The organism is Tsukamurella sputi (assembly GCF_007858445.1).
GTDB lineage: Bacteria > Actinomycetota > Actinomycetes > Mycobacteriales > Mycobacteriaceae > Tsukamurella > Tsukamurella sputi.
In genome coordinates this window covers 20223-35975 of record NZ_VIGV01000007.1, presented here as the reverse complement: position 1 = coordinate 35975, position 15753 = coordinate 20223, and the positions used below count along the sequence as shown (strand labels likewise).

At 71.7% G+C, this 15753-nt stretch carries 14 protein-coding genes; 11 read left to right on the top strand and 3 right to left on the bottom strand.

Going from position 1 to position 15753, the window contains the following annotated elements:
- The first annotated feature begins 67 nt into the window (after positions 1–67).
- The 8 genes from uraD to FK268_RS18190 all read left to right on the top strand — a co-directional run bounded on the left by uraD (position 68) and on the right by FK268_RS18190 (position 8216).
- Entirely contained in the window at positions 68–589 is a 522-nt protein-coding gene (gene uraD / locus FK268_RS18225; RefSeq protein WP_146436654.1) for a 2-oxo-4-hydroxy-4-carboxy-5-ureidoimidazoline decarboxylase, read from the top strand.
- Positions 586–933, top strand: a complete 348-nt coding sequence (uraH, locus tag FK268_RS18220; RefSeq protein WP_146436652.1) for a hydroxyisourate hydrolase — start codon at positions 586–588, stop codon at positions 931–933. The genes uraD and uraH overlap by 4 nt, the downstream gene beginning before the upstream one ends.
- Before the next feature lie 5 nt (positions 934–938).
- The gene (gene pucL / locus FK268_RS18215) at positions 939–1844 is read left to right on the top strand and encodes a factor-independent urate hydroxylase (RefSeq protein WP_146436650.1); all 906 of its coding nucleotides are present in this window, start codon (positions 939–941) and stop codon (positions 1842–1844) included.
- Between the two features lie 14 nt (positions 1845–1858).
- Positions 1859–3235: a nucleobase:cation symporter-2 family protein gene (locus tag FK268_RS18210; RefSeq protein WP_146436648.1), complete on the top strand. Its 1377-nt coding sequence runs from the start codon at positions 1859–1861 to the stop codon at positions 3233–3235.
- A 221-nt stretch (positions 3236–3456) separates the two neighbouring features.
- Entirely contained in the window at positions 3457–4293 is an 837-nt protein-coding gene (locus FK268_RS18205) for a hydroxypyruvate isomerase family protein (protein ID WP_146436646.1), read from the top strand.
- Positions 4294–4342: 49 nt separating this feature from the next.
- Positions 4343–5224, top strand: a complete 882-nt coding sequence (locus FK268_RS18200; protein WP_146436645.1) for a 2-hydroxy-3-oxopropionate reductase — start codon at positions 4343–4345, stop codon at positions 5222–5224.
- Between the two features lie 25 nt (positions 5225–5249).
- On the top strand, positions 5250–7082 hold the full coding sequence (gcl, locus tag FK268_RS18195; RefSeq protein ID WP_146436643.1) for a glyoxylate carboligase: 1833 nt from the start codon (positions 5250–5252) through the stop codon (positions 7080–7082).
- Between the two features lie 9 nt (positions 7083–7091).
- The gene (locus FK268_RS18190) at positions 7092–8216 is read left to right on the top strand and encodes a glycerate kinase (RefSeq protein ID WP_146436641.1); all 1125 of its coding nucleotides are present in this window, start codon (positions 7092–7094) and stop codon (positions 8214–8216) included.
- Positions 8217–8234: 18 nt separating this feature from the next.
- Here the strand turns inward: FK268_RS18190 and FK268_RS18185 are convergent, their stop codons facing one another.
- The 3 genes from FK268_RS18185 to FK268_RS18175 are packed head-to-tail and all read right to left on the bottom strand — an operon-like array spanning position 8235 to position 10532.
- Positions 8235–9413, bottom strand: a complete 1179-nt coding sequence (locus FK268_RS18185; RefSeq protein ID WP_146436639.1) for an oxygenase MpaB family protein — start codon at positions 9411–9413, stop codon at positions 8235–8237.
- 53 nt (positions 9414–9466) lie between these two features.
- Positions 9467–10129, bottom strand: coding sequence for a TetR/AcrR family transcriptional regulator (locus tag FK268_RS18180; protein ID WP_146436637.1), 663 nt, complete (start codon positions 10127–10129; stop codon positions 9467–9469).
- 43 nt (positions 10130–10172) lie between these two features.
- Positions 10173–10532 (bottom strand): nuclear transport factor 2 family protein, encoded by a 360-nt coding sequence (locus FK268_RS18175; RefSeq protein ID WP_146436635.1) that lies wholly within the window; start codon positions 10530–10532, stop codon positions 10173–10175.
- 70 nt (positions 10533–10602) lie between these two features.
- Between FK268_RS18175 and FK268_RS18170 the strand changes: the two genes are divergently transcribed.
- The 3 genes from FK268_RS18170 to FK268_RS18160 all read left to right on the top strand — a co-directional run bounded on the left by FK268_RS18170 (position 10603) and on the right by FK268_RS18160 (position 15720).
- Positions 10603–11478 (top strand): LysR family transcriptional regulator, encoded by an 876-nt coding sequence (locus FK268_RS18170; protein WP_146436633.1) that lies wholly within the window; start codon positions 10603–10605, stop codon positions 11476–11478.
- A 78-nt stretch (positions 11479–11556) separates the two neighbouring features.
- A complete protein-coding gene (locus FK268_RS18165) occupies positions 11557–13599 on the top strand; it encodes an ATP-dependent DNA helicase (protein WP_146436631.1) in 2043 nt (680 codons plus the stop codon).
- A 120-nt stretch (positions 13600–13719) separates the two neighbouring features.
- A complete protein-coding gene (locus FK268_RS18160; RefSeq protein ID WP_146436629.1) occupies positions 13720–15720 on the top strand; it encodes an alpha-1,4-glucan--maltose-1-phosphate maltosyltransferase in 2001 nt (666 codons plus the stop codon).
- Positions 15721–15753 lie beyond the last annotated feature (33 nt).

The window sequence follows — 15753 nt, the reverse complement described above, 5'->3', positions numbered from 1 at the left end:
CTCAGATCACATGTCATTCTTCGATGAGTGGAAAACTTCTTCCGCAGACCGAAAGAAGGCAGGTCAGATGGACCTCGAAGACTTCAACTCGGCGCCTGAGGCCGATATTCGGGCGACTCTACTCGCGTGCTGCGACGTCCGCTCGTGGAGCGATGCGGTCCTCGCCGGGCGCCCGTACGCCGACGCCTCCGACGCCCTGCGCGTGGCCGGCACCGCAGCCCTGGAGTTCACCCCCGACGACGTGGACCGCGCGCTCGCGGCGCACCCGCGGATCGGCGAACGCGCCGCGGGCGCCTCGACCGAGGCCGCCTGGTCGCGCAAGGAGCAGGCGGGCGTCGCCACCGATGCCCGGACCCAGGCCGAGCTCGTCGCCGGGAACCGCGCCTACGAGGACCGGTTCGACCGCGTCTTCCTCATCAACGCGGCGGGGCTTGACGCGAAGACCGTGCTGGCCCAGCTGCATCGGCGCCTCGAGAACACCCCCGAGGCGGAAGCCGCCGAGGTGGCGGCCGAGCTGCGCGGGATCGCCCTGCGCCGCCTGGCGCGCGTACTCGAACTGGAAGACGAACTCGCAGAGAGGCGTTCATGAGCACCGTCACCACCCACGTCCTCGACACCGCGCGCGGCGTGCCCGCCGCCGGCGTCCCGATCCGGATGGAGCGCCTGGGCCCCGACGGCACCGTCGACCCGGTCGCGCAGGGCGTCACCGACGACGACGGCCGGATCCGCGACCTCGGTCCGGACGACCTCGCGGCCGGGGTCTACCGCCTGACCTTCGACACCGGCCGGTACGCGGCCGCCACCGGCCAGGAGAACTTCTTCCCCGAGGTCTCCATCGTCTTCAACCTCAGGGCGGAGGGCGGCTCCGTCCCCCACCACCACGTCCCACTGCTCCTCAGCCCGTTCCACTACTCCACCTACAAAGGAAGCTGACCACCATGGCGATCCACTTGGGCCCCAACCAGTACGGCAAGGCGGAGAACCGCGTGGTGCGGATCTACCGCGACACCGCCCGGCACACGATCCGTGACCTCAACGTCTCCTCGGCGCTGCGCGGCGACTTCTCCGACGCGCACATCAGCGGAGACCAGGGCGCCGTGCTGCCCACCGACACCCAGAAGAACACCGCCTTCGCCTTCGCCAAGGAGAAGGGGATCGGCGCCATCGAGGACTACGCCCTCACGCTCGGCGGCCACTTCATCGACTCCACCCCGAAGGCCGACGGCGCGCGCATCGAGGTGCACGAGTACCCGTGGGACCGCATCCAGGTCGACGGTGCCGGCCACGACCACGCCTTCGTACGCTCCGGCGGCGGCGTCCGGTCCACGATCGTCAACGTCGACGGCCGGGGTGCGGATCGTCGCGCCCACGTCGTCTCCGGCATCCACGATCTGACGCTGCTCAAGTCCACGGGCTCCGAGTTCCACGGCTTCCTCAAGGACAAGTACACGACGCTGCAGGAGACCGACGACCGGATCCTCGCCACCTCCCTCGTCGCCAAGTGGCGCTACGACCACACCGAGGTGGACTGGGACAAGTCCTTCGACTCGATCCGCGCGATCATGTTGCAGCGCTTCGCCGAGATCCACAGCAAGGCCCTGCAGCAGACCCTGTACGGCATGGGCGAGGCAGTGCTGGAGCAGCATCCCGAGGTCGCGGAGATCAAGTTCTCGGCGCCCAACAAGCACCACTTCCTCGTGGATCTGGCGCCCTTCGGCGTCGAGAACCCCGGCGAGGTGTTCATCGCGGCGGACCGCCCGTACGGCCTGATCGAGGCGAGCGTCGTACGCGACGAGGCCTCCGATGCCGGCTCGGCGTGGCACGGCGTCCCCGGATTCTGCTAGGTAGGCGACGAGAAATGGCCACCTCCACCGCCGCGGTCGAACGGCCCGAGGACGAGAAGCTCCCCCTCGGACGCACTTTCATCTACGGTCTCCAGCACATCCTCACGATGTACGGAGGCGTGATCGCTCCCCCCTTGATCGTGGGCGGCGCGGCCGGACTGTCCGCCACCGACATGGGCCTGCTGGTCACCGCCGGCCTCTTCGTCAGCGGCCTGGCGACGATCCTCCAGACCATCGGCGTCGGGCCCTTCGGGGCGCGCCTCCCGATCGTGCAGGGGCTCTCGTTCGCGAGCGTCTCGACGATGACGGCCATCGCCAGGGACGGCGGCGTGCGTCCCATCTTCGGTGCGATCATCGTCGCGGGCCTCATCGGACTGGCGCTCTCGACGATCTTCGCCCGGCTGATCCGGTTCTTCCCGCCGGTCGTGACGGGCACCATCATCACCGTCATCGGGCTGTCGCTGCTCCCCACCACCTTCACCTGGTCGATGGGCGGCGCGGGCGCCAAGGATCTGGGCTCGATGGCCAATATCGGCCTCGCCGGACTCACGCTCCTCATCATCCTGGTGATCAGCCGGCTCTTCCAGGGCGCGGTCTCCCGGCTCTCGATCCTCATCGGCATCGTCGTCGGTACCGGCATCGCGGCCTGCTTCGGCAAGGTCGACTTCTCCCGCGTCGGCAACGGCCCGGTCTTCGCGCTGCCGCCCGTGATGCACTTCGGCACGCCGACCTTCCAGATCGGCGCGATCATCTCGATGACCATCGTGATCCTGGTGATCATGACGGAGACCACCGCCGACATCCTCGCCATCGGTGAGATCGTGGACACCCCGGTGGATGCCAAGCGCGTCGCCGCCGGTCTGCGCGCCGACATGTTCTCCACCACCGTCGCTCCCGCGTTCAGCGCCTTCCCGTGCAGCGCGTTCGCGCAGAACGTCGGCCTCGTGGCGCTCACGGGGATCAAGAGCCGGTACGTCGTGGCCATGGGCGGCGGCATCCTCGCCGTCCTCGGCCTCCTGCCCGTGGTCGGCCGTGTCATCGCCGCGATCCCGTACCCCGTCCTCGGCGGCGCCGGCATCGTGCTGTTCGGCTCGGTGGCGGCGAGCGGCATCAAGACGCTCTCGCGGGTGGACTTCGACGGGAACCTCAACATGGTGATTGTGGCGGTCTCCCTGAGCATGGGGATGATCCCGGTGGCGGCACCGAAGTTCTGGGACGCCTTCCCGACCGCCGTCGGCACGATCATGCACTCGGGCATCAGCGCCGCCGCCGTGGTCGCCGTGCTGCTCAACATCCTGTTCAACGAGATCAAGGCGGGCAACCGCCCCGACGTCTCCGTCTTCGCCGCCGCGCGGGACGAGCGCGGCAACCCGATCCCGAAGCGCGACTGAGAAGCCGCATCGACGGCCGACGGCCGTACGTCTCGACCGGAGCCGGGGTGCACCACGCACTCCGGCTCTCGTCTTTCCGGAACCCCTTGACGTGACTACCATCACATGCCACAATTCCATAGTACGGAAATGATTTTTCCAACAGGCGAAAGCTTGCAGGTCGTATCGGACCTCGCCAGAACCTGCATCGCCCGTACGTCCTGCCTGACGAAGGAGTCCTCATGAACGCGAACGCCCCCGCCCAGTACACGGTCAACTGCTCGATCCTCCTGGCCGACACCCCGATCTTCGAGCGCCCTCGCGTGGCCCGCGAGGCCGGCTTCGAAGCGGTCGAGTTCTGGTGGCCCTTCCCGACGTCCGTGCCCAGTGACCGGCAAGTCGACGCCTTCGTCACCGCCGTCGAGGACGCGGGTGTACAGCTGACCGGGCTCAACTTCGCCGCCGGCGACATGCCGGGCGGCGAGCGCGGCCTCCTCTCCGATCCGGCCCGCGTCACGGAGTTCCGCGACAACATCGACGTCACCCTCGGCATCGGCGAGCGCCTGGGAACCCGTGCCTTCAACGCGCTGTACGGCAACCGGATCGACGGCGTCGACCCGGCCGAGCAGGACGCGGTGGCCACCGAGAACCTCGCCGCCGCCGGGCGCGCCGCGGCCGCCATGGACGCCATCGTCCTGATCGAGCCGGTGAGCGGCGCGCCGCGCTACCCGCTGCTCACCGCGGCGGACGCCGTCGCCGTGATCGACCGCGTCCGGGAGCAGTCCGGTGTCGACTCCCTCCGGCTGCTCGCCGACCTGTACCACCTGCAGGTCAACGGTGACGACGTCACCGCCGCGATCGACGCCTACGCGGACCTGATCGGCCACGTGCAGATCGCCGACGACCCCGGCCGCGGGGAACCCGGCACCGGCACGCTCGACCTCGACGGCCACCTGGCGCACCTCACCCGCGTCGGCTACCGCGGTCCGATCAGCCTGGAGTACAAGCAGACCCAGGACGATCCCTTCGCCTGGCTTCCCCGCGAGCAGCGCTCCGCCCGCATCACGGCCGCCTCCTGACCGCCCACCCCGTGACCCTCTCGATCGACGACCCGACAAGGACTCGACAATGACGAACATCGCCTTCATCGGACTCGGCATCATGGGCAGCCCCATGGCCGTCCACCTCGCGAACGCCGGCCACACCGTCGCCGGTTTCAACCGCACGCCCGAGCGGGCCAAGCCCCTCGTCGACGCGGGCGGCCGCGCCGCCGCGTCGATCGCCGACGCGGTGGCCGACGCCGAGGTCATCGCCGTCATGGTGCCGGACTCCCCCGACGTACAGGCTGTGCTGGCGGGTGACGGCGGCGTCTTCGACAACGCCCCCGCGGGCGCGCTGATCATCGACTTCTCCAGCATCCGGCCCGACGTGACGACCGACCTCGCTGAGCAGGCCCGCGACCGCGGATTCCGGCTGATCGACGCCCCCGTCTCCGGCGGTGAGGCGGGCGCGGTGAACGCGGCGCTCTCGATCATGGTCGGCGGCTCGCCCGAGGACTTCGCCGCGGCGAAGCCGGTGCTGGACGTGGTCGGCAAGACCATCGTGCACGTCGGCCCCAACGGCTCGGGCCAGACGGTCAAGGCCGCCAACCAGCTCATCGTGGCCGGCAACATCCAGCTGCTGGCCGAGGCGATCATCTTCCTCGAGGCCTACGGCGTGGACACCGCCGCGGCGGTCCGGGTGCTCGGCGGCGGCCTCGCCGGCTCCGCCGTCCTGAACCAGAAGGCGCAGAAGATGCTGGACCGCGAGTTCGAGCCCGGCTTCCGGATCGAGCTGCACTACAAAGATCTCGGCATCGTCACCGCCGCCGCCCGCGAGGCCGGCGTCGTCGCACCGCTCGGCGGCCTCGTCGCCCAGCTCATGGCCTCCGCCCGCGCCAACGGCGACGGCCCGCTCGACCACTCCGCGCTGCTGCGCGGCGTCGAGCGCCTGTCCGGCCGGACCTCGTAACCAGACGACCCATTGGAGAACTGACATGGCCCGTATGCGTGCCGCCGAAGCAGCGGTCAAGATCATGGAGCTCGAGGGCGCCACTCAGGCGTTCGGCGTTCCGGGCGCCGCCATCAACCCCTTCTACGCCGCGATGCGCGCGCACGGCGGCATCGGCCACGTGCTGGCCCGCCACGTCGAAGGCGCCTCGCACATGGCGGAGGGGTACACCCGGGCGGAGGCCGGCAACATCGGCGTCTGCATCGGTACCTCCGGCCCTGCGGGCACCGACATGGTCACCGGCCTGTACTCCGCCATGGCCGATTCCATCCCGATCCTCGCGATCACCGGGCAGGCACCCGTGGCCCGGCTGCACAAGGAGGACTTCCAGGCCGTCGACATCGCCTCGATCGCGAAGCCCGTCACCAAGATGGCGGTCACCGTGCTCGAGCCCGCGCAGGTTCCCGGCGTCTTCGCGCAGGCCTTCCACCTCATGCGTTCGGGTCGGCCCGGCCCCGTCCTCATCGATCTGCCCATCGACGTGCAGCTCGCCGAGATCGAGTTCGACCCGGACACCTACACCCCGCTCCCCGTGCACAAGCCCGCCGCGACCCGGGCCCAGGCCGAGAAGGCGCTCGACATGCTCGCCGCCGCCGAGCGCCCCCTCATCGTGGCCGGCGGGGGCATCATCAACGCCGACGCCTCCGAGAAGCTGGTGGAACTGGCCGAGCTGCTGGACGTCCCGGTGATCCCCACCCTCATGGGCTGGGGCACGATCCCGGACGACCACCGCCTGGCGGCCGGCATGGTCGGCCTGCAGACCGCGCATCGCTACGGCAACGCGACGATGCTCGCCTCGGACTTCGTGCTGGGCATCGGCAACCGCTGGGCGAACCGGCACACCGGCGGCCTCGACGTCTACCGCGCGGGCCGCACGTTCGTGCACATCGACATCGACCCGACGCAGATCGGCCGGGTCTTCGCCCCCGATTACAGCATCGTCTCCGACGCCGGGGCCGCGCTCGATCAGCTCGTGGAGATCGCCCGCGAGCGCAGGTCCGCGGGCGCCCTCGCGGATCGCTCGGCGTGGGTCGAATCCTGCGCCGAGCGCAAGCGGACCATGCAGCGCCGCACCCACTTCGACGACATCCCGGTGAAGCCGCAGCGGGTGTACGAGGAGATGAACAAGGTCTTCGGGCGGGATACGCGGTACGTCAGCACCATCGGACTGTCGCAGATCGCGGGCGGGCAGTTCCTGCACGTCTTCAAGCCGCGCCACTGGATCAACTGCGGCCAGGCGGGCCCGCTCGGCTGGACCATCCCCGCCGCACTGGGCGTGGCCAAGGCCGATCCGTCGGCGGACGTGGTGGCACTGTCGGGCGACTACGACTTCCAGTTCATGATCGAGGAACTCGCGGTCGCGGCCCAGTTCAACCTGCCCTACGTTCATGTCGTGGTGAACAACTCGTACCTCGGCCTGATCCGGCAGGCGCAGCGCGCCTTCGACATGGACTTCCAGGTGCAGCTGGGCTTCGACAACATCAACGCCGATACCAGCGACACCCACGGCGACGCCTCCACTGACAGCGGCTCCGACCCCATGCCGCCGGCCCCCAAGGGCTACGGCGTCGACCACGTGAAGGTCGCGGAGGGACTGGGCTGCAAGGCGCTGCGGGTCACCGATCCCGCCGACATCGCGGCTACCCTGGTACGGGCGCAGAAGACGGCGCGCGAGCACAAGGTTCCCGTGGTCGTCGAGATCTTCCTGGAGCGCATCACCAACATCGCGATGGGCACCGAACTCGACAACGTCGCCGAGTTCGAGGACCTCGCGTCCGTCGGCGCCGACGCGCCCACCGCGCTCCTGCTCCTGGACTAGGTGGACGACATGACGACGGTGCTGCTCGCGCCCGACAAGTTCAAGGGTTCGCTCTCCGCGGCCGGTGTCGCGGAGGCGCTGGCCCTCGGCATCGCGGACGTGGCCCCGGACTGGGTGTGCGTGCGCGCCCCGATCGCCGACGGCGGCGACGGCACCGTCGACGCCGCCGTGGCCGCGGGCTGGGAGCGGGTCCCCCTGGACACCACCGGCCCGACGGGGGTTCCGCACACCACCTCGTACGCCCGCCGGGGCGACGCCGCGGTGGTGGAGCTCGCGTCCGCCGTCGGGCTCGAGCTCCTGCCCGACGGCGTGCCGGACGCGTTGGGCGCCACGACCTTCGGCCTGGGGACGGTGATCCGGCACGCCCTGGAACACGGCGCCCGGTCGATCGTGATCGGTCTGGGCGGGAGCGCGTCGACCGACGGTGGCGCGGGCATGCTGCAGGCGCTGGGCGTGCGCATCACCGACCGCGCGGGTGAGCCGGTGCGGCCGGGCGGGACGGCGCTGCTGCAGGCGGCGCGCGTCGACCTCGCCGGCCTCCTCCCGGAGGCCCGCTCGGCGCGGTTCACGCTCGCCTGCGACGTCGACAACCCCCTCCTGGGACCGCACGGCGCGGCCGCGGTCTACGGGCCGCAGAAGGGCGCCGCAGCGTCCGACGTCACCCTGCTCGACGGTGCGCTGCACACCTGGGCGGACCGGGTGGCGGAGGCGACCGGCGAGGACCTCCGGGAGACGCCCGGCGCGGGGGCCGCGGGCGGGACGGGCTTCGGGGCGATGGCGGTCCTCGGCGCGGTGCCGCGACCGGGCGTCGACATCGTGCTCGAGCTCGCCGACTTCGCCGGCAAGGTCCGGGTCGCGGACCTCGTGGTCACGGGCGAGGGCTCGCTGGACGAGCAGTCGCTGCACGGCAAGGCGCCGGTCGGCGTCGCGGCCGCGGCGCGCGCGGCGGGCGTGCCCGTCGTCGCGGTGGCCGGGCGGAGCACGCTCACGCCCGAGCAGATCGGCGCCGCGGGCTTCCGCAGCGCGCGGGCCCTGTCCGACCTCGAGCCGGACGCCGCGAGATCGATGGCGCACGCCGCCGACCTGGTGCGGCGGATCGGCAGGGCGATCGCCGCTGACCCCCAGGGCGCCTGAACCGGATCCGTGCCGCGCTCAGCCCCGCCGGTTGCGCCGCAGCCACGTCTCGATCTGGCGTTCGCCGCGCGCTGTCACCCACCGCCGCGCGACGGGCGAGAGGCGCGCCGCCGCCTGGAAGGGCAGGTGATTCGCCCACGCCACCGGCACGGCCCACGGCAGCTCCAGGGGCAGGCCGAGGTCGCGCAGGCCGGCAGGGCCCGCGAAGACGGCCTCGAGGCTGCCCAGGTAGCGCTGATGGAAGATGCGGCGCACCGCCTGCGCCACCGGGTAGTCGTGCCTCCCCCAGTTGCCGTACAGGGCGCGACCGAGCACCGCCGAATCGGCGTCCGGGCCGGGTGCGTACTGCCCGATCTGGACCATGCGGCGACGGCCCTCCCCCTCGGTCACGGGCAGGACGTGCTCGTCGATGCCGAGCAGCCAGCCGACGTAGCGCCACAGGGCCATCACGTCGCGGCCCTCCGCCGCGGAGACCGGCATGCCCAGGGCGCGCAGGCCGATGAGGAAGGTGGTGGAGAACAGGCCCAGTGTGCCGAGCTGGTCGGACTGGTTGATGGGCATGCCCCACTCCGCGGTGTCCCAATCGTCGCGGCGCAGCAGCGCGGTGTTGGCCAGCCCGTGGACGACGCGGACCTTCACGGCCGAGCGCCAGCCCTGCTCGTGCGGGCGCATCGCGCCCCCGATGATCTCCGCCCACCACTGCGTCGTCTCGTGGATCCGCGCGTCGACGCCCTCGACGAGGCGGCCGGTCGCGACGAGCTGCCGCGTGGTTGCGGACGTGGTGTACCCGGTCATGAGGGAGGCCGTCGCGAGGACGTCGAGGCCCAGCGAGCCGGAGCGCCGGCACACCGCCGCGCCGCGCGCGCAGGCGTCGAAGTCGACCCATGCGGGCGTCGCCGCCGGTCCGGTCGCGTCGAGCAGTTCCCTCAGTACCGGGACGGCGCTCTCCCCGGTGCCGAGTGCCTCATCGAGCTCGCGCATCGAGAAGGCGCGATCGTCGATCATGGCGCGCCCGAGCCGGTTCCCGAGCTCGTCCCCGCGGCTGACGCCGTCACGGGCCCATTCGATCTCGTCGGGGGTGAAGGGCCGGCGGTCGCTCTGCAGGAGCCGGAGCGGCAACGTGGTCCGCGCCGCCCATTTCGGGTCGCGATCGAAGCGCTCAGGGGTGCCGGCGGTGCGCGGGGCTGCGATGGTCATGCCCCGAATGTACGCCGATCTGGCCACAGTGTGTAGCCACAATTTCCCCGGGGCTAGTCCGGCGTCCCCCGAAGTCGCCGCAGCACGGCCGTGAGCTCGCGGTTCCCGAGGATTCCGGCGACCATGATCTCCTCGATCCGCTGCGGTTCGGCGTCGATCCGGCCGGAGCGCGCGGCGATCGCCAGGTCGATGCCTCCGACGACGATGAGCCGCGCCGACAGCCGCGCGTCGAGCGGATCGGGCGGGTCGTCGAGCAGTTCCGCGGCTTGGGCCGCCATCGCTCCGGCGAGCAGGTCGATCAGCGCCTCCCGCCGGGCGCGGAGCCCGGGATGCAGGTCGGCGCCCATGAGGAGCACGGCCCGGCGCGGATCGACGTTCATCGAGGCCAGGGAGGCGCGCACACCCGCGCGGACCTTCCGCTCGATCCCCTCGGCGCCGCCCTCCGGCACCGCTGAGATCGCGGCCTGGGCATCGGCCACGACCGAGGCGGCCATCGCGTCGAAGGCCTCGGCGAGCACCTGATCGGGCGAGTCGAAGGTCTCGCGGAAGTACCGGGCGTGCAGACCCGACTCCGCACACAGCGAGCGGGCGCTCACGGCACCCACCCCGTCCCGCGCGGCGACGGTGAGCGCGGCGTCGACGAACCGCGCGCGGCGCTCATCGCGCCGCGCCTCGGCGCTGACGCCGCTGTAGCGACGCCCGTCGGTCCCGGTCATCGGGCCAGCGTAGCGGCCCGCGTCGCCCGGAGCCGCCCGCCGGTCAGGCCGAGGCGGCGAGGATCTCACGCGGATCGAAGGTCACGTTCACCTCCGTGATGAGGCCGTTCTCCACGTGCGTCCAGTTGGCGACCGCGGTGGCGGGCGCACCCCCCATCCCCAGGTCGAACCAGGTGATGACGTCGGTGTCATCGGCGACGCGTGCGCGTACCGCGAGGGAATCGGTGGCCCCGGCCATACCCGTGAGGCCGGCGAGGAACTCGTCGGGCCCGGTGGCCACGCCGAAGACGCCGGCGAATCGGCAATCGGGGGCGAGATGGGAGCGGAGCGGGGCGAAATCCTTGGCCTCCCAGCAGGCGAAGTAGATCTCGGCGAGGCGGCGGGGGTTCATGTTCTCGGTCATGACTCCACCCTGCGTCCCCGCTGCGCATAAATCCAACAGCTGATACCGATGAGAAGTATCATCATCAGTGATGGAACTTCACCAGCTCCGCTACCTCGTCGCCGTCGCCGAGCACGGCTCGTTCACCGCGGCCGCCGACGACCTGCACGTCGCACAGTCGGGCGTCTCGGCGCAGGTCGCCAAGCTCGAGCGCGAACTGGGGCACCGCCTCCTCGACCGCCGCGGGCGCACCGTCGGGCCCACGACGGAGGGGATCGCTCTCCTGCCGCACGCCCGTGCGGCCCTGGCGGCCGTCGACGCCGTGCGGACCGTCGCCGACGAGCTCTCCGGTGTCGTCCGCGGGCACGTACGGCTCGGTACCGTGATCGGTTGCACCATCCCCGGCTACCTCGCGGGCTTCGCGGCCTTCCGCGCGGCGCACCCCGGCGTCACCGTCGACGTCGTGGAGGGCAATTCGGACGACCTGGTCGCGGACCTCGTCGGCGGCGCGCTCGACGTGGCCCTCGTCGCGCACGCCCGGCGCCTGCCGGACGCGCTCGTGATGCACCGCCTCCTCCGCGAGCCGCTCACGGTCGCCGTGCCCGCGGGGCACCCGTGGGCCGGGCGGGACCGGGTCGACTGCGCGGATCTCGCGGGCGCGACGGTACTGTGCCTGCCGCCCGGCACGGGCGTGCGCACCGCCCTCGAGATCACCTGCGCGGCCGAGCGAGCCTCGGTCGAACCCGCGGTCCAGGCGCACTCCCCCGAGGCGCTGCTGGCGCTCGCGTCGCACGGCGCCGGCGTCGCGGTGCTCACCGACTCGATGGCGGCGGGCCGCGCCGGGCTGACGACCGTCCCGCTCGCCCGGTCCGCTCGGACGAACCTGTCCCTCGCGACCCGGGCGGCACCGTCGGCCGCGGCGGGCGCGATGACCCGCACCCTCCTGGACCACCTCGCGCCCGGTTGAAGGCCGCACGGGCTTCCAGCGTCCGTGACACGGGCCGCGCTGCGCGGTCGTCCCCCCTCCCGCCGGTAGACTCTCCGGGTGACTGAACCGCCGATCGTGCCGAAACTGCTGGACACCGCGGTCACCGCACTCGGCGGCAGCAAGCGGGACGGGCAGGTGCGGATGGCCGCCGCCGTCGCGCACTCCCTCGACACCGGCGAGCACCTCGCCGTCCAGGCCGGAACCGGCACCGGCAAATCGCTGGCCTACCTCGTCCCCGCGATCCGGCACGCCGTCACCTCGGGCAAGACGGTCGTCGTCAGCACCGCGACCATCGCACTGCAGCAGCAGCTCGTGGACCGCGACCTGCCGCGGCTGGCGAAGGCACTGAAGAAGGACCTGAACCGCGAGCCGGAGTTCGCCATCCTCAAGGGACGCGGCAACTACCTGTGCCTGAACAAGCTGCACAGCTCCGTCGCCTCCGAACCCGACAGCGAGGAGCTGTTCGACCCCTTCGCCGCCTCACGACTCGGCCGCGAGATGAAGCGCGTGCGCGAGTGGAGCAGCGACACCGAGACCGGCGACCGCGACGAGCTGACGCCCGCCGTGAGCGACCAGTCCTGGCGGCTGGTCAGTGTCGGCGCACGGGAGTGTCTCGGCGCCACCAACTGCACCTACGGCCAGGACTGCTTCGCCGAGGCCGCGCGCAAGCGCACCGGCCAGGTGGACATGGTGGTCACCAACCACGCCCTCCTCGCGATCGACGCGATGACCGAGGTCAAGGTGTTGCCCGACCACGACGCCGTCATCGTGGACGAGGCGCACGAGCTCGTCGACCGGGTGACCTCCGTCGCCACCGCCGAGCTGACGGGCGCCGTGGTCGCGGCCGCGGCGCGGCGCGCGGGCAAGCTCGTGGAGGAGGAGATCGCCGACGCCCTCGTCGCCGCGTCGGAGGGCCTGACCGGGCTCCTCGACGAGTGCGGCACGCGGCGCTGGCTCGGCCTGCCTGACGGTGCCGGCCCCGCCTTGGCCGCCGTCCGCGACGCGGCCTGGGCGACGCGCACCGCCGTCGGTCCCGCGCGCGGCGCGAATCTCGACTCCGACGCCGCCGCGGCCCGCAGCGCCGCCCTCACCGCGCTCGACGAGGTGCACGACACCGCGGTCCGCGTGCTCACGGCCTTCGACGAGCCCGATGAGTCCAAGCGCCGGGATGTGGTGTGGACCTCGGACGTCCCCACCCGCGGCGGCGGATTCCGCCGGACCCTGTACGTCGCACCGCTGTCCGTCGGCGGGTTGTTGCGCACCAAGCTGTTCGGCGAGTCCACGGTGGTGCTCACCTCCGCGACCCTCGCCGTGGGCGGCGCCTTCGACACGGTCGCCGGCTCGTGGGGCCTGCCGCGCGCGGGCGGCTCCGGCGCGCCCGAGCCCGATCGCGACCCTGCGCTCGCCACCGGCAAGAAGCCCGAGGCGAAGCTCGAATGGAGTCACATCGACGTCGGCTCCCCCTTCGACTACACGAAGTCCGGCATCCTCTACGTGGCCACGAAGCTGCCCCCGCCCGGCCGCGACGGGACCGCGCCCGCGATCCTCGACGAGATCGAGACCCTGATCACCGCCGCGGGCGGACGCACCCTCGGACTGTTCAGCTCCACGCGCGCGGCGAAGGCCGCCGCCGAGGCGCTGCGCGAGCGGCTGGACACCCCGATCCTGTGCCAGGGCGAGGGGAACACCGGCCAGCTGGTGCGCGATTTCGCCGCCGACCCGGCGACCTCGCTGTTCGGCACGCTCAGCCTGTGGCAGGGCGTGGACGTGCCCGGCCCGTCGCTCTCCCTCGTGCTCATCGACCGGATCCCCTTCCCCCGCCCCGACGATCCGCTGCTCACCGCGCGGCAGCGCGCCGTCGAATCGCGCGGGGGCAACGGGTTCATGGCAGTGGCGGCCACGCACGCGGCGCTGCTCCTCGCCCAGGGCGTCGGCCGGCTGCTGCGCTCGACCGACGACAAGGGCGTCGTCGCCGTCCTGGACTCGCGCCTCGCAACGGCCCGGTACGGAGGCTTCCTGCGGGCCTCCCTGCCGCCGTTCTGGGAGACCGCGAACCGCGACACCGCGGTGGCCGCACTGCAGCGACTCTCACAGTCCTGAGGCCCCGTTCCGGAACCGTCCGGGCACAGACGGAGAAGCCCGCAGGTCCGGGTGCCCGGAGCCCTGGACGGGGCCGGAGTACCCGCCCGTAATCCGATCGCGTCGACTACCGTTGACCCGGTGACAGGGCGCATCGGCATCGACGACATCGAGCCCGTGGTGTCGGGCGGGCAATACCCCGGCAAGGCGGTCGTCGGCGAGGTCGTGCCGGTGTCCGCGACGGTCTGGCGCGAGGGCCACGACGCCGTGGCGGCCTCGGTGGTCGTGACGGCGCCGGACGGGACCGCGACGTACGTCCGGATGTCCCCGGCCGCGGAACCGGACCGTTTCCACGCACTCTTCCGACCGGACCTCGTCGGCTACTGGTCGCTGCGGATCGAGGGCTGGTCCGATCCCGCCACCACGTGGCGCAGCGCCGTGCAGAAGAAGCTCGCCGCCGGGCAGGGACCCGCGGAACTCGCCAACGACCTCGAGCTCGGGGCGCGCCTGCTCGACCGCGCCGCGCCGGGCGTGCCCGACGGGGACCGCGCCGCCGTCCTCGCCGCGGCCGCCGCGCTGCGCGACGGCGACCGCAGCCTCGTCGAGCGGACGGGCGCCGCACTGCATCCCGACATCACCCGGCTGCTGCAGCAGTACCCCGTGCGCGACCTCATCACCAAGTCGCGCACCTACCGGGTGTGGGTGGACCGCACCCGCGCCCTGTTCGGCTCCTGGTACGAGCTCTTCCCCCGCTCCACCGGCGGCTGGGACCACGAGGGCAGGCCGGTGCACGGCACCTTCCACACCGCCGCGGAGGACCTGCCGCGCGTCGCGGACATGGGCTTCGACATCGTCTACCTCCCGCCGATCCATCCGATCGGCAGGCTCAACCGCAAGGGCCGCAACAACACTCTCACCCCGGACGAGCACGACGTGGGCGTGCCGTGGGCGATCGGTTCCGACGAGGGCGGGCACGACGCGGTGCATCCCGCGCTGGGAACACTCGAGGACTTCGACTACTTCGTCCAGCGCGCGCGGGACCTCGGCATGGAGGTGGCGCTCGACCTGGCGTTCCAGGCGGCGCCGGACCACCCGTGGGCACGGGAGCACCCGGAGTGGTTCACCGTGCTGCCGGACGGCACCATCGCGTACGCCGAGAACCCGCCGAAGAAGTACCAGGACATCTATCCGATCAACTTCGACGAGGACCGCACCGGCATCTACCGGGAGCTGCTGCGGGTCACCTTGTTCTGGGTGCAACGCGGCATCGAGATCTTCCGGGTGGACAACCCGCACACCAAGCCGCCGGACTTCTGGCACTGGCTCATCGCGGAGGTCAAGAAGGTCAACCCGAACGTCCTGTTCCTGGCCGAGGCCTTCACCCGGCCGGCCCGCATGTACGGCCTGGGCAAGCTGGGCTTCACCCAGAGTTACACCTACTTCACGTGGCGCACCGCCAAGTGGGAGCTCGAGGAGTTCGCCCGCGAACACGCCGCGAAGGCCGACATCTGCCGGCCGAACCTGTGGGTGAACACGCCGGACATCCTGCACGAGAGTCTGCAGCACGGCGGGCCGGGCATGTTCGCCATCCGCGCGACGCTCGCCTGCACGCTGTCCCCCAGCTGGGGCATGTACTCGGGCTACGAGCTCTACGAGCACGTCCCGGTCCGCGAGGGCAGCGAGGAGTACCTCGACTCGGAGAAGTACGAGCTGCGTCCGCGTGACTTCAAGGCCGCGCAGAGCCGCGGGGAGTCGCTGGAGCCGTGGATCACGCGACTCAACGAGATCCGCCGCCGGCACCCGGCGCTGCAGCAGCTGCGGAACCTGCACTTCCACGCGGTCGACAACGACGCCCTCATCGCCTACAGCAAGCACGACCCGAACACGGGCGACGTGGTACTGGTCGTGGTGAACCTCAACCCCTTCGGGGCCGAGGCGGGGAACGTCTGGCTGGATCTTCCTGCGCTCGGGATGGACTGGCACGAGCGCTTCCCCGTGCGCGACGAGGTCTCGGGCGAGGTCTACCACTGGGGTCAGGCGAACTTCGTGCGGCTGGAGCCCTGGCGCAACGTGGCCCACATCCTGGTGCTGCCGCAGCTCGACACCCGCACGCGCCGGGAGCTCTCCTATCGGGAGCCCTGACGATGCACTCCGCCGCCCGCCGAACCGCCGAGG

What these genes read in the sequence shown, in the direction of transcription:
- uraH (WP_146436652.1), top strand. Translation starts at nt 586, where the DNA reads ATGAGCACCGTCACCACCCACGTCCTCGACACCGCGCGCGGCGTGCCC.
- FK268_RS18210 (WP_146436648.1), top strand. Translation starts at nt 1,859, where the DNA reads ATGGCCACCTCCACCGCCGCGGTCGAACGGCCCGAGGACGAGAAGCTC.
- FK268_RS18200 (WP_146436645.1), top strand. Translation starts at nt 4,343, where the DNA reads ATGACGAACATCGCCTTCATCGGACTCGGCATCATGGGCAGCCCCATG.
- FK268_RS18190 (WP_146436641.1), top strand. Translation starts at nt 7,092, where the DNA reads ATGACGACGGTGCTGCTCGCGCCCGACAAGTTCAAGGGTTCGCTCTCC.
- FK268_RS18175 (WP_146436635.1), bottom strand. Translation starts at nt 10,532, where the DNA reads ATGACCGAGAACATGAACCCCCGCCGCCTCGCCGAGATCTACTTCGCC.
- FK268_RS18185 (WP_146436639.1), bottom strand. Translation starts at nt 9,413, where the DNA reads ATGACCATCGCAGCCCCGCGCACCGCCGGCACCCCTGAGCGCTTCGAT.
- FK268_RS18205 (WP_146436646.1), top strand. Translation starts at nt 3,457, where the DNA reads ATGAACGCGAACGCCCCCGCCCAGTACACGGTCAACTGCTCGATCCTC.
- uraD (WP_146436654.1), top strand. Translation starts at nt 68, where the DNA reads ATGGACCTCGAAGACTTCAACTCGGCGCCTGAGGCCGATATTCGGGCG.
- FK268_RS18180 (WP_146436637.1), bottom strand. Translation starts at nt 10,129, where the DNA reads ATGACCGGGACCGACGGGCGTCGCTACAGCGGCGTCAGCGCCGAGGCG.
- pucL (WP_146436650.1), top strand. Translation starts at nt 939, where the DNA reads ATGGCGATCCACTTGGGCCCCAACCAGTACGGCAAGGCGGAGAACCGC.
- gcl (WP_146436643.1), top strand. Translation starts at nt 5,250, where the DNA reads ATGGCCCGTATGCGTGCCGCCGAAGCAGCGGTCAAGATCATGGAGCTC.
- FK268_RS18170 (WP_146436633.1), top strand. Translation starts at nt 10,603, where the DNA reads ATGGAACTTCACCAGCTCCGCTACCTCGTCGCCGTCGCCGAGCACGGC.